General features: G+C 64.2%; 11 protein-coding genes. 4 read left to right on the plus strand and 7 right to left on the minus strand.

Annotation, left to right across the window (positions count from 1 at the left end; all coding sequences use genetic code 11):
• Positions 1 to 359: 359 nt before the first annotated feature.
• Positions 360 to 1,343 carry an asparaginase gene (locus tag IRI77_RS24920; protein ID WP_194447706.1) on the minus strand — a complete coding sequence of 328 codons (984 nt, stop codon included), beginning with the start codon at positions 1,341 to 1,343 and terminating at the stop codon, positions 360 to 362.
• Between the two features lie 90 nt (positions 1,344 to 1,433).
• Here IRI77_RS24920 and IRI77_RS24925 point away from each other — a divergent pair, with 90 nt between their 5' ends.
• On the plus strand, positions 1,434 to 1,874 hold the full coding sequence (locus IRI77_RS24925; protein WP_194447707.1) for a hypothetical protein: 441 nt from the start codon (positions 1,434 to 1,436) through the stop codon (positions 1,872 to 1,874).
• Between the two features lie 99 nt (positions 1,875 to 1,973).
• Here the strand turns inward: IRI77_RS24925 and IRI77_RS24930 are convergent, their stop codons facing one another.
• Complete coding sequence (locus IRI77_RS24930) at positions 1,974 to 2,762, minus strand: hypothetical protein (RefSeq protein ID WP_194447708.1); 789 nt, start codon at positions 2,760 to 2,762, stop codon at positions 1,974 to 1,976.
• A gap of 114 nt (positions 2,763 to 2,876) precedes the next feature.
• Between IRI77_RS24930 and IRI77_RS24935 the strand changes: the two genes are divergently transcribed.
• Positions 2,877 to 4,118: a hypothetical protein gene (locus IRI77_RS24935; protein WP_194447709.1), complete on the plus strand. Its 1,242-nt coding sequence runs from the start codon at positions 2,877 to 2,879 to the stop codon at positions 4,116 to 4,118.
• Positions 4,115 to 5,254, plus strand: coding sequence for an O-antigen ligase family protein (locus IRI77_RS24940; RefSeq protein ID WP_194447710.1), 1,140 nt, complete (start codon positions 4,115 to 4,117; stop codon positions 5,252 to 5,254). Before IRI77_RS24935 ends, IRI77_RS24940 begins: the two co-directional genes overlap by 4 nt.
• A 235-nt stretch (positions 5,255 to 5,489) precedes the next feature.
• Here the strand turns inward: IRI77_RS24940 and wbaP are convergent, their stop codons facing one another.
• The 5 genes from wbaP to IRI77_RS24965 are packed head-to-tail and all read right to left on the minus strand — an operon-like array spanning position 5,490 to position 11,362.
• Positions 5,490 to 6,929 carry an undecaprenyl-phosphate galactose phosphotransferase WbaP gene (gene wbaP / locus IRI77_RS24945; RefSeq protein WP_194447711.1) on the minus strand — a complete coding sequence of 480 codons (1,440 nt, stop codon included), beginning with the start codon at positions 6,927 to 6,929 and terminating at the stop codon, positions 5,490 to 5,492.
• Positions 6,926 to 8,065 carry a glycosyltransferase gene (locus IRI77_RS24950; RefSeq protein WP_194447712.1) on the minus strand — a complete coding sequence of 380 codons (1,140 nt, stop codon included), beginning with the start codon at positions 8,063 to 8,065 and terminating at the stop codon, positions 6,926 to 6,928. The genes wbaP and IRI77_RS24950 overlap by 4 nt, the downstream gene beginning before the upstream one ends.
• On the minus strand, positions 8,062 to 9,198 hold the full coding sequence (locus IRI77_RS24955; protein ID WP_194447713.1) for a glycosyltransferase family 4 protein: 1,137 nt from the start codon (positions 9,196 to 9,198) through the stop codon (positions 8,062 to 8,064). The genes IRI77_RS24950 and IRI77_RS24955 overlap by 4 nt, the downstream gene beginning before the upstream one ends.
• Positions 9,182 to 10,327: a glycosyltransferase gene (locus IRI77_RS24960; RefSeq protein WP_194447714.1), complete on the minus strand. Its 1,146-nt coding sequence runs from the start codon at positions 10,325 to 10,327 to the stop codon at positions 9,182 to 9,184. Before IRI77_RS24960 ends, IRI77_RS24955 begins: the two co-directional genes overlap by 17 nt.
• Before the next feature lie 6 nt (positions 10,328 to 10,333).
• The gene (locus tag IRI77_RS24965; RefSeq protein WP_194447715.1) at positions 10,334 to 11,362 is read right to left on the minus strand and encodes a glycosyltransferase family 2 protein; all 1,029 of its coding nucleotides are present in this window, start codon (positions 11,360 to 11,362) and stop codon (positions 10,334 to 10,336) included.
• 477 nt (positions 11,363 to 11,839) lie between these two features.
• Here IRI77_RS24965 and IRI77_RS24970 point away from each other — a divergent pair, with 477 nt between their 5' ends.
• Complete coding sequence (locus tag IRI77_RS24970; RefSeq protein WP_194447716.1) at positions 11,840 to 12,994, plus strand: porin; 1,155 nt, start codon at positions 11,840 to 11,842, stop codon at positions 12,992 to 12,994.
• Positions 12,995 to 13,171 lie beyond the last annotated feature (177 nt).

Here is a 13,171-nt window from a genome sequence, read left to right on the forward strand (position 1 = left end):
GCGGGTGCGTTGACGGTCCTCACCGCGCAGCGAACCGCGACTGGCAAGGAGCGGGCCACGGACGCCAGCGCATCTTCAATGGAGTCCCCACGACCGTGCCGGCCGCCAAACCGAAGGAACCCGCAAATTGAGCCGCGAATGTAAATGAGCGGATAGCCGCCGACAAGCCCCCCACCGGCACTCTCACGACCCTTCGCCAGCGTACCCTTCAGCGGGGCGGAGGAGCGTCAACAGAGCTTGGTTTTGCATCGCCGGTGCCACGATGGCATGGATCGCCTTCGCGGATGCCTTCCCGTTGGAGGCTCTCTGCGGCGTGGAAGAAGGTCCTGTCGCCGGCCTACCCGCCAATTCGCTGGTTGCTAATACGCGCCGTCTTCCATCAGGCGACGGATCTCCCCAGCGTCCCGGGTGCGGCCGAGCGCGAGCATGAGCTTGATGCGGGCTTTCGCCGGGTTCAGGGTGCCGGCCAGTAGGACTCCGCGTTGGCGCAGATCGTGGCCGCTTCCGCTATAGGCGTAGGTGTCGAGGATTCTGCCGTGGGCGCAGCGCGAGGCGACGACAACCGGGAGTCCCCCATCCAATGCCCGCTGGATGCCGGGCACTGCGGCAGGCGGTACGTTGCCTCGGCCGGTTCCCTCGATCACCAGGCCCTGGGCGCCTTGTTCGCGCGCGTAGTCGACGAAGCGGCTGTCCGCGCCGGCATACATGGTGACGATGTCCACGCGGGTCTCCCAGGCAGGAGTCGCGATGGTGGGGCGTATGGCCAGTTGGCGCCCGAACAGGACGCGGTCGTCGTCGACCATTCCCAGCGGGCCGAAGAGCGGGCTCTGGAACGTATCCAGCTGCTGCGTACTGGTTTTGGTCACCTCGGACGCGGCGTGAATCATCTGGTTCAGCACCACGAAGACACCCTGATTGCGGGCCTGCGGTTGGAGGACCGTGCGCTGCGCGGCGCGCAGATTCGCCGGACCGTCGTAGCCGAGCTCCGAACTGTTCCGGATGGCGCCGACAAAGGCCACGGGCTTCGGGCTGGTATGGCGCAGGTCCAGCAGGTAGGCGGTCTCTTCCAGGGTGTCCGTGCCGTGCGTGACGACGATGCCGTCGATCTCCGGACGGGCGATTTGCTGGGCGATCAGCTCGGACAATGCCCACATGCGGTCCGGTGTCATGTGCGGCCCGGGAAAGCGCCCGAAGTCGATCACTTCCAGGTCGGCGAAGGTGCGGAGACCAGGATCGTAGGCCAGGATCTCTTCGCCGCTGAGAGCCGGCACCGCCCCGCCGGTTGCGGGGTCGAAGCGCATGGAGATGGTCCCACCTGTGAAGACAAACAGAACGCGTGGCATTACTGTTTATTGTGGAGGAGAAGCGGAGAAGGCTGCGAGGCTGCTGCTGGCGGGCACTCTGTTCCTCCGTGGGAGGAGAATGACGCTGAGATGTCTGAACTCAACGCCGAACTCACGGCTCTGTTCCGGAAAGCCCTGTTTGACGAGTACCCGGAATGGCTCACGTATCTGAAGGATCCGCCCCAGGGTGCGGCGAATGAGACGCTCGAAGTCGAGATCCCTCAAGCCGGCACCGGCCGGGCCCTGCTTCTGATGACAGGCGGCGAGGAGATTACGCTTGGCTTCGATGCCTGGCACACGCACCTTGGCCCGTTCCTGGGGCTGAGCATCGAGGAGTCGGTGGAAGACGCGATGATGATGATCCGCGCCTTCGTGAACGAAGAAACGGTTGTCGCCATCAGCTACCTGGATGGAGTGTGGCAAGAATCTAGCTTCCACTACCGCGTCGCGCCGGGCGAACGAAACCCGCTCTGGATCACCAAGGTCTTTTCGTGGCGGCAAACCTACGATGCGGCAGTTGAACCCGCGTGAGTCGTGGGCGGGTGACTTCCTTCCTTGGGCCAACGGGTTCGCAGGCACAGGCGCGCCGGCGGAGTTGTGCCGCCGGGCACCCATGCTGATTTGAGAGGATCAGCGGCTGATCGCGCCGAGACTGACGCCGGCTGCGGCTACGGCTCCGCCCACCACAGCCAGTCCGATCTTTGTGCCGTGGCTGATGCCCGAGGCCGCTTTGGCCGTTGTGGACGATCCCGCGGCTCCTTCCAGGCGCGTGGCCTGCGTCACATCCAGGATTTGATGGTCGGAACCTTGTTTTGGCATGCCCGCCACGCTGATGCGATGACCGACATCCCCGGCCAGATTCCTGCCAACCAACTCCACCTGGACGTTCGTCACTTCATCGGTGAGAAAGAACCGGTCACCGCGCTTCTCCAGCTTGCCGGTCACTTTTGAAAGGGGATCCGCGGCAGGAGCCGGCTCAAACGACAGTGCGGCGCCAGGATTGACGCGCGCTAACAGGATGCCTTCTTGATTGGAAACAGAAACCACTCCGTTGGTAGCTCCGACCGCCACCTGGCCCTGCCTCACTTCCACTTTGGCTTGCGCACCCGCGGCCGGTGCTACGGTGTAGCCCGCAGCCTGTACACGGTAGCCCGCTCCGGCTGAGATTGCCGCCTGGCCAGACTGCAGCACCAACCGGTCTGCATAGACTTCGGCCAGGCTGGCTGGTCCCAGCGAGCCACGCATGCCGTTTTGCAGCACGATGCGGCCCGGCGTTTCCGCGGTCTTGACGACCGATCCGCTGGAAAGCGGTGCGATGCCCGCCGCCAACGCGTGGTCTACGTCCATGCTGCCCTGTGAGATCGCCTGCCCGATCACCGCCTCCGCCGCCTGTGCGCCCAGCGCCAGAAGCAGCGTCATCCCGATCGATCCAAATGCTTGTTTCCCGTTCACTTTCTCGAGCCTTCCTACACAAAGAGGTGGATTTCCGCGAAAGATTTTCTCAGCCGCGCCCACTACACATATCGGCGAGCTATGAACAAAGTGAGTCGATTTGCGCCGTTCTTGCTGCTGCTGGTGTTTGCGGCGGCCGCGGAGCTACATGTCCAGCGCGCCTGGGCGGAGTGGCAGTGGCGGCGGGCCCACTCCTCTCGAGCGGCGGAGCAATCCTGCCACTTCGTGGACGGGAATCCTGATTGCTGGCGGGCCGCTGCTCGGCTCCGCGAACAGGAGGGCGGCGACGCGCTGCCGTTGTGGCTGCGCAGCCTGGAGCTCGACCCGCGCAACGCCGAGGCGGCCATCGCTTCAGCATTGCCTTTGGAATCAGCGGGAAAGGCGCCAGAAGCGGAGAGCCTGCTGCTGCGTGGCGCGGAGCTGAACCATCTCTGGCAGCCTCGTTGGAGCCTGGCCCTGTTCTACGCGCGGCAAGGGAGGAGACCGGAGTTTTGGCGCTGGACCAGCGAGGCCTTTGACCGTTCGTATTGGGACCACACGGCGATGTTCCGGCAGTGCTCGGCTCAGGGTGGGACGGCCGCCTTCCTGTTGCGGGAAATCCTGCCGGCCCGGCTCGATCTGCGGCTGGCCCTGCTGAGCTATCAGGCCAGTCAACCGGCGGACGGCCAGCTTCGCCCGGTGGCGGAGGCGGTGGTGGAATGCGCACGGCCGGACGAGGCGGGCGAGGCGCTTCCCGTGTTGGTCGATGCGATCGGCGGACTGGCCGGATCGGGCCGGCCCGAGGATGCGTTCCGCGTCTGGATGTCCATGTGCCGAAAGAACCTGGTTCGGTATGCAGCGCCGACGGTGGACGCTCCGGTGACGAATCCGGAGCTGCGGGCCCCGTTTCTCGGCAGCGGGTTCGACTGGCAGGCGCCGGCGGCCAACGGTATCTCGAGCCTCGTGTTGACCGGCGGACATGGCATGCGATTTACCTTGACGGGCTCACAGCCGCGGGAGACCGTCCTACTACAGCAGTGGTTGTTCCTGCGCGGGGGCAGGACCTGGTGCCTGACTGTGGACGCGCGCACGCAAGGCATTGATTCGGCGGACTCGGCGCTGTATTGGCGGATCCTTGACGCCGAAACGTCGCTGCCTTACGAAGCCGACAGGGTGCCTCTCCATGGGGACGAGTGGGCGACCACGCGGCTCCGCTATCGGGGTCCGCCAGGTGACAGGCTGGTGCGGCTGGCCCTGGTGGCGGCATGCAGGCCGGGCCGCATCCGGATGCAGGGCGACGTCTCGTTGCGGCGCGTGGAGCTGCGAGCGGAGCCCCAGCCATGAGTACAGCCCTATTCCTTTGTTTGGCTTGGGGGATCCTCACGCTATGGGTGCGCGACCGGTGGGCGGTGGCGTCGTTCCAGAGCTTGGCCTTGCTGCTGGCGGCGGCCTGTCTTGTCGACGCGTGGAAGGCCGGCCGGCAACCGCGTTGGCATCCGCTGCTTTGGCCGTTGGCGGCGGTGCCCTGCTGGGGGCTCTGTCAGCTGGCCGCCGGTTGGAGCGTGGATCCATGGAATACGTCGGAAGCCGTACTGATCTGGACCGGACACCTGGCCGTGGCGTTCGTAGCCGTACAATTGGCCGGCGAAACGCGGCGCTTCCGGTTACTCTTTGCGGTCTTCGGGACCGTGCTGGCCCTGGAGGCAATGCTGCAGTGCTGGACTGCCGGCGGCACGGTATTCTGGCTGTTCGACAGCGGCTACACCGAGCGCGTCTTTGGACCCTTTGTCTATCACAACAAGTTTGCACAGTTTGTCGAACTGGTCCTGCCGGTAGTCCTGTTTCAGTCGCTGAAGGATCGCAATCGGGCGCCGCTATGGTTTGCAGCGGCGGCCCTGTTGTTCGGCGGGATCCTGGCGAGCGCCTCGCGGTCGGGCCTGTTGATGGGTTTGTTGGAATTGGGTTTGTTGTTGGCTACGGCTTACATCTCCGGCACCGCACGTGGCAAGGTGCTGGTTTGGTCCGGTGTTTCGCTGGCTTTGCTGGCGGTAGCAGGGGGGCTTCTGGCTGGTTGGTCGGGGATGCTGGAGCGGGTGACCGGACTGGATCCGCGGATGGACTTAAGGCTGCCCATCTGGAAGTCGACGCTGGCGATGATTCGTGAGCGGCCGGCCACCGGATTTGGCCTCGGCAGTTTTCCGATTGCTTATCCCGCCTATGCCGATATGGATATCGGGTTGATCGTGAACACGGCGCATCAGGACTGGCTGCAATGGGCCGCCGAAGGCGGAGTGCCCATGCTGCTGGCGATGCTCTGGTTCACAGGGATGGCGGCGCCGCGGCTGCTGCGGTCGCTGTGGGGCGTCGGCGCCCTGGTGGTGCTCGTGCACGGGTTGATGGACTATCCCATGCATCAGAATCCGGCCTTCGCCTCGCTGCTGATTGCCGTGGTTGTGCTGGCCGTCACCTCCAATGATTAGAAGGGGTTGCGGATATGCTGTCGATTCCGGTTTCGGCCTGGGTGGCGCGCGTTCTCAGGCTATGCTGCCCGCAGTGCGGCGGGCTTGATATCCGCAGGATGCACCGCAGGGGCGTCCTGGATCAGGTCTTCACCGCCCTGGGCGGCCGGCCCTACCGCTGCCGGGACTGTGACCGCCACTTCCACGGGTGGCCATCTATCCGCGCCCTATCACCCCAAACCAGCGTGCGCTTCTCTCAGTAAGCACCTTCACCGGTGAGGACCACCTTGACGGTTCGGCACAGGATGTAGAGGTCCAGCCAGACCGACCAGTTCCGGACGTAGTACTCAACGTAGCCCAGGCGTTGGGCGTAGGTTGTGTTGTTGCGGCCGGAGACCTGCCACAGCCCGGTGAGGCCAGGGCGGGTCCTCTTATACAGTTGATAGCAAGCGCCATAGCGAGGCATCTCGTGCTCAAGAATGGGGCGCGGGCCCACCAGGCTCATCTCTCCGCGGATGACGTTCCAAAGTTGAGGAAGTTCGTCGAGGCTGGTGCGGCGGAGCCAGCGGCCCATCCAGGTGATGCGGGGGTCGTTCCTTAGTTTGCTTTCCCGTTCATATTCGGCCCGGAGTTCCGGTGACTGGTCCAGATGTTGACGCAGGACCTCGGTCGCGCCGACCACCATGGTGCGGAATTTCCAGGCGCGGAAGCGGCGGCCATTCTCACCGATCCTTGGGCTGGCGTAGAAGACCGGGCCCGAGGAACCGAGACAGATGGCCACCACGACCAGGACGAGCAAGGGAAGTATCAGAAGCCCGCCGCCTATGGCCAGAGTCAGGTCGCAGATGCGCTTAAAGAGACGAGGGGCCGGGCACATCAGGCGGTGGCTGACTTCGACCCCGAGCACGCCGGCCAGATCCCGGGTGGCGGCGTCGAGGCTGGAGATGCCAAATAGGCCCGGCAGAATCAGGACGTGCCGGTACGGCCAGAGGTAGCGCTCAATGAGGGCGGTCAGTTCCGAGCCCGAAGCCTGGGGCATGGCCAGGATGGCGTAGGTTGCTCCGGTTTCGGCGGCGAGGGCCGGAGCCAACTCCAGCCCGCCTGTGATCTGCGACGGAACATCGGTTGAGGCCCCTGGGGCCGCATCGAGCACGGCTACCACCTTGAAGCCGAGAGACGGCCGGTTGGCGAGGGCGACAGCCAGGTTTCGGCCTGCATCACCGGAGCCGAGGATCACCGCGCGAGCGCCCAGGCAGCCCGCCTTACCCAGCAGGTAGCGCGCCAACTGACGCAGCAAGGGACTGACCAACATGGTGAGGATCCAGGCCAGCAGCAAGGCCAGGCGGGAGTACGAGACCGCATCGCGCTGGAAGAAGGTTGCCGCGGCCAGGCACAGAAACGTGAACGTGGCCGCCTGGCAGAGGCCGCGCAGTTCGGCGACCGGATTGAGCCCGCGGGCAGGGTACATTCCGGCCATTCCAAGTGAGAGCGGGTGCAGCAGCGCCATGGGGATGAGCTTCAGGTAGAAGCCTAAGTCGTAGGGGCCGGCGATCCAGTAGCGGAGCAGGATGGCCAGGCTGGCCGCGGACAGGATCGCTGCGATGTCGAGCAGGATCATGGCGCAGTCGGCGGCCCAGAGAGAATCGGGGCGCCGCGCGGCGGCCGGCCGGTCGAAGGCGAGGATGGTGCTGCTCATGAGCCCACCTGCAGCGGGCCGCATTCCTCCTCCGGCGCGTGTGTTGCCGAGTGGAACACCTGGAGAAAGTTGTCCCGGAAGGACTGGATGCTGAAGCGGAGGGCGTTGCGGCGGATGTGGTGCGAATCCCAGCGGGCCGTACGAGCCTCAAAGCGGCCAACGGTTTCGCGGAGCGACTCCGCCGTCGGCTGGCGGAAGAAGAGTCCTGTTTGCTCGTCGACGACGATATCGAGCGCTCCGCCGCGGCCGTAACAGATGGCCGGTGTTCCACACGCCTGCGCTTCGGCCAGGACGATTCCAAAGTCCTCTTCGGCCGCAAACACGAACGCACGGGCATGTTGCATCAACTGCCGCAGCGATGACCGGGGCACCGGTCCCAACAGTTCCACGTTGGTGGGTGCAGCCCGGCGATAGCGGTCCAGATCCGGACCATCACCAGCAACCAGCAGGCGGCGTCCGGGCATTTGACGAAAGGCATCGAGCAGCAGGCCGATGCGCTTATAGGGGACCAGGCGGGAAGCCGTGAAGTAATAACTGCGCTTATCGTCCGAGAGGGTGTAGTACTCCGTATCCACTGGGGGGTAGACAACAACGGAATCGCGGCTATAGACACGCCGGATGCGGCCGGCGATGAAGTTGGAGTTGGCGACGAAGCGGTCGACTCCATGGGCCGTGCGGACGTCCCAGAGGCGGAGGTAGTGCAGGATGCCGATGGCGGCCGCTCGACGAATCCCGTGGGTGAGGCCGGCCTCGCGGAGGTATTCGTGCTGAAGGTCCCAGGCGTAGCGCAGCGGAGTGTGGCAGTAGCAGATGTGAATTTGACCGGGGGCGCTCAGGACGCCCTTCGCCACGGCGTGCGAGCTGGAAAGGATGACGTCATAGCCGGAGAGGTCGATGGTCTCCACAGCCATAGGCATGAGCGGCAGATAGTGGCGAACCAGGCGGCGGGCCCAGGGCAGGTTCTGGATGAATGTCGTGGTGGGCGTCTTTCCGGCGAGGAAGGCGCGCTGTGCGTCGGGTATGAAGTCGGCGACAAAGTGGAGGTCCGCCTGTGGGAATAGGGCGATGAGCTGCTCGACTACGCGTTCCGAGCCGGCGTAGCCGACTGACCAGTCGTGCACGATGGCGACCTTCACGGGTGGACCTCAGCAGACAGCCGCGCGGGCTGCTCGATCGCCGTCAGTTCCCGATAGAGCGCGGCATAAGCGCCGATGGTGCCGGAGACGGGGAACCGGCGGGCGATGGCGGCATGCGCCTGAAGAGCAAGCCGGGTCCGCCGGGATTCATCCTGCGCGAGGAGCCGGATCGACTCGGCGGCGGCGGCCAGATCTCCTGGCGCGAATAGAACCCCATTCACTCCGTCCTCTACGACATCGACATTGCCCATCACTCGCGAGACGACGGGGATGACTCCGTGGGCCATTGCCTCAAGCAAGGCGAGCGACATTCCCTCCCAGCGGGCAGTGGAGAGGAAGAGCGAGGCTACGGAGAGTTCCTGGCGGCAGTCCGGCAAGGTGCCCAGCAGCCGGACTTCGGAGTTCAGGCCCCGGCGGCGGATCTCGGCTTCGACCGCGGGGCGCAGGGGGCCGTCGCCCACAATGCGTAGTTGAAAACCGGCGTGACCCATGCGGCGGGCGCAAAGGTCGGCCACCCGGATCAGGGCCAGCGGGTTCTTCTGCGGCTCCAGGCGGTTGATGGCGACGATGCGGAGCGGGCCACCCGTGGCGCGGGCGGGCGGAGCCTGCGGGCACAGTACACCATTGGGAACAACGCTGAGACGGCCGCGGAGCAGCGGGACTCCGATTCCAATACGGGCGGCCTCAGATGCAGAAACGGCGATCCCGGCTGTGGTGAACGGAGCGAGCAGGTTTTCGATGCCCCGGTGGATCAGGCCCGAGCAGCCGCGCGGATAGTAGCCATGGAACGTGTGGAGGCATGGCCTGCCAAGCCAGACAGCAAGCAGGCGGGCGTAGAGGCCGCCGCCAAAGCCGTGGGCATGGATCAGATGGATGGACGCCTGCCCGGCGAAGCGAACGAGACTGGTGAGGACCTGGGGGTGGAAGCTCCGTCTGGGGATGGCGATCAGCGACCCGGCGCCGAGCAACGTGCGCCAGCGGTCCCAATAGGGCGGGTCCGCCGGGCAGGCGACGTAGTGACGAAGATCCGGTGGGCTGCCGGCGATCAACTGCCGAATCACTTCCGGGCCGCCGCCGGTATCGGCACGGGCCGTGATGTGGAGGATGTTCAGCGGCTCATTGAGCGGCGGCATGAGGAACTCCGTAGAGCAATTCGAGGTGGCGGACGCTCTGCTCGATGGCCAGCGGCGTCTTCTTCAAGCTGGCCACGCGCTGTGCGGGGCCTTCTGCGACGACGAACTCACGCAGTTGCAGGATCCGGGCGGCCCACTCCGCCGGAGTACGGTCCAGGGATAGCACCTCGTTCGAGTGGGGGAATAAGTTGGCTTCGCGTGTGATCGTGCCGGAGAAAACGCAGGGCAAGCCGGCGGCCTGCGCTTCGATGAGTGCCAGCGGTAGCCCTTCGTGCAGGGATGGGAAGAGAAAGCAGTCCATGACGTTGGTGAGAAGTTCGGGCACATCGGGCCGGCTGCGTAAGATAGTGGTCCGGTTCGCCAGGCCATACCTGGCGATCGCGGATTCGACAGCCGTGCGCAGTTTCCCGTCGCCCACAAAGAGGAAGTGGCAGCGAGGGTCGAGGTCTCTCAAGCTGGCCGCGATCTGGAGCAGGAAGCTGTGGTTTTTCTGGGGCTCCATCCTGCCCACATGGCCGATGACCCATCGATCGGAAGGAATACCCAGCTCCGCGCGCAGGGAGGGGTTTGAACGGGCGCAGTCGAAACGATCGAAGTCGAAACCGTAGGGCAGGATCTGGAAGCGCGAGTCGCGGCGCCAGGCGGGGCCGAAGAGAGAGGGCGCGGCGAGCTCGCTGCAGGACAGTCCGCGCGTGGCGTGGAGGCGAATGAGGCGGCGCATCACGGCGCGGTATGTGAAGCGTGGCAGGTTGGGGAGGCTGTCGTTGCCGGAGGTGTCGTTGTGGCAATGCGCGATGCGCGCCGGAATGCCCAGTGAGCGGGCGACGGCGAGGATGACCCCGCTGATCTGATGTTCGTGGCTATGGATCACGTCGAACGGGCCGGCCTGCTGAAGACAGCGCGCCAAGGCGAGCGGATAGGCCGGCGAAAGCTTCGAGCAGCCGATGCGCACCATCCGGCAGCCGCGGTCCAGCAGTTCACGATCGTAGTCGGCCTCGTGTTCGGCATGGACGCAGAAGGTGAACTCGAAGCGGCGCGGGTCCAGGCGGCGCACGACATTCATGAGCCAGGTTTCTATGCCGGCGCGGCGCATGCAGCCGACGACTTGGGCGATGGCTATGGGCCGCATTGCGTTTTAGGCGGGTTGACGGAGCAGATCCCAGGAGTTGCGGAAGACGCGTTTAACGGCGTTTTCCGACCACCACAAGCGCAGGGCTGCTTGCGCGGCAGGCGCCGGCAGGGCGAGCAGCAGCCGCCAGGCCTGACGCTGTACTGACGAAGGCAAGGCGGAGAGGTAATCCGCCGCACCGGGTTCCCGGGTGAAGAGCCGGTGGGCCAATTGGAGATGGGCGGACTCAATGTCGCGCCAGGGCGCACTATCCGGCAGGAAGCCATGCTGCGCCAGGACAAAGGCACGGCGATCGGCCCAGAGCTGTTCGAGGAACTCGAAGTTGCTCTCCAGGGCGGCCAGCGTGCAGGGGCCGCTGAGGCCGGTCAGGTTGGCGCCATGAATACGGTAGAGCGAAAGCGGCCAGTGGATAGCGGACACGGGCGCCAGCAGGGCGGCGCGGTCCTGGGCAATCTTGTCGGCGCAGCGCCGGAAGTGGACAGGCAGGGGGAAGATGCGGCGCGCCACTTCAGCATGGAAGGTGAGGCCCGAACAGGGCGGCAGGCCAGGTTCGCGGCCGGACAGGATCGAGGGTGCAAGCCAGCCGGAATCGAGACGCCGCGGGTGGATAGGCTTCAGCAATTGTCCGCCGGCATGGACGGCGCGAACCAGGTGGGTAACCATCCCCACCTGCTGAGTGACATAGAAGCGGTCGACGACGGCTTGCAGACGGCCAGGCAGCCACTCGTCATCGGAGTCCAACAGTGCGACGAGCTCGCCGCGCACGCCGCCGAATGCTGTGTTTAAGGCCGATGCCATACCCGCATTGGCCTGGGTGACGAGCCGAATGCGCGCATGCCGGCTTGCATAGGCGGCGATGATCGCCCGTGAGTCGTCGCTGGAACCGTCGTCGCAGACGATGGCCTCCCAGTGCGGATATGTCTGCGCGAGCAAGCTCTCCAGGGCACGGCCCAGCCAGCGCTCGTAGTTGTGATTGGCCACCAGCACGGACACCAAGGGCCGGGCGTGCAGGCGCGAAACGGTGAACGGATTCATCTGTAACATCCAAGACCGAGGGGCCCGGAGGCCGCTCTGGAAGGTAGTGGTTTGAGGAGGAGATTTCGCTCCGGGAAGTTACGGAATCAGAAGTTCGAGTCAGCCTTCACGAGTTCCTTATGGGTCCCATAGGAGTTCCTGATGACTTCCTAACGCGTTGCAGGACAGTATGAAAGGGTGCTTTGCAGTGGACGGGACAAGTCAAACGATGGGCTGCTGCGAATGGAGAAGGTTGGTTCGTTCATGAGTCCCTCATGAGAGGAATGAATCGACACCATTGATAGCTCTCATAAAAAGTCTCGATTTGTCACAGGGGTGGAAAGCCGACATACTCACTAAAACCCGGTTGATTCCTGTCTTTCGCGCGGCCACGACCTACCGCCGCGGTGGCACCCGGGACAGCGCACGGCTTCATCTCCCTCGTCAGGAATGCCGGTGTGGCATCGATCCGCAAGCACATCAAGAAACAACATAGCCATGCGTAACTACGGAATTCTCTGCTCACTGACTCTCTGCCTGAGCACCTATGCCTTCGCTCAAGACCAAGGCGCTCAAGCCCCGACAACGCCTCCGGCAGCGGCGCCGGCGGATGCACCACCGCCCACGGCGTGGACCTACAAGGGGTTCAGCGCAAGCGGTTATGTGGACGTTTACTACAACCAGAATGAGAACAACCCCTCCTCGCGCTTCTCGCAGGTTCAGGCGTTGAACATCACTGCGAACAAGTTCAGCTTGAACAGCGCGACAGCATCTTTCAGTTATGATGCGAATCCGATCGGATTCCGTGTGGATGTCGGCGACGGGCGGACGTACGATTCGTTCTACCTGAGCGAGCCAAAGCACACTGACTGGTCCCGGCACCTGCTGAATGCCTATGTCACCTTGAAGCCGAAGGGCTGGAAAGGCGTCACGGTGGACTTCGGAAAGTTCGTTACTTCGGCAGGCGCTGAGGTGACGGAGAGTCACCTGAATTGGAATTATTCGCGTTCGCTGCTGTTCGCGTTCGGCCCCTACTATCACACGGGCCTTCGGGTGACGGTGCCGGTGACACCGACGTGGTCGGTGGGCGGACAGGCCGTGACTGGCTGGAACCTGATGCGCGATAACAACTCGGGCAAGACGTACGGCTTTACCAGCCTAAATACCCTCAAGAAGGTGGTAGTTGCCAACAACTACTACACCGGGCCGGAGAACAACAACACGAACAAGGGTTGGCGGAATTTCTACGATCTGGCCGTGACGGTGACGGCGACGGACAAGATTTCGGCCTACTACAACCTGGACATCGGCAACAGCAAGTACGCAGGTGGCGGTTCGGGCACGTTCTGGGGCATGGCGTCGGCCGCGCGGTTTGCACTGACGAAGCACCTCGCTGTGTCGCCTCGCATTGAGTATTACAGCGACAAGGACGGTTTCTGGACGGGCACTCCGCAGGCGTTCAAGGAGTTCACTGGCACTGGGGAATGGAAGTTCAACGAGAGCTTTATCGCGAGGATCGAGTACCGCAGGGACTGGTCGGATCAACCGTTCTTCCAGGTGGGGCAGATCCCCGGGGCGTCGAAGCATCAGACGATGATCACGGCTGGATTCATGATGGTGCTGAAGCCGGGTATGTTCAGCTTCTCGAAGTAAGCAGCCTGATACCTACGTGCGAGCGCCGGTGATATAGGCCGGCGGACAGGGCTCCCGTCCCAGAGGGAGCCCTGTTTCTTGTGGGGAAGCCCAGTGTGGGCTGGCCGGCCATTTGGCGCTGCATTTGTAGCGAGTCTTACGTGAGACAGCGCCGTGAGGCTTCTGTTTGGCGTCAGA

It is taken from the genome of Paludibaculum fermentans, assembly GCF_015277775.1.
In the GTDB taxonomy this organism is placed as follows: domain Bacteria; phylum Acidobacteriota; class Terriglobia; order Bryobacterales; family Bryobacteraceae; genus Paludibaculum; species Paludibaculum fermentans.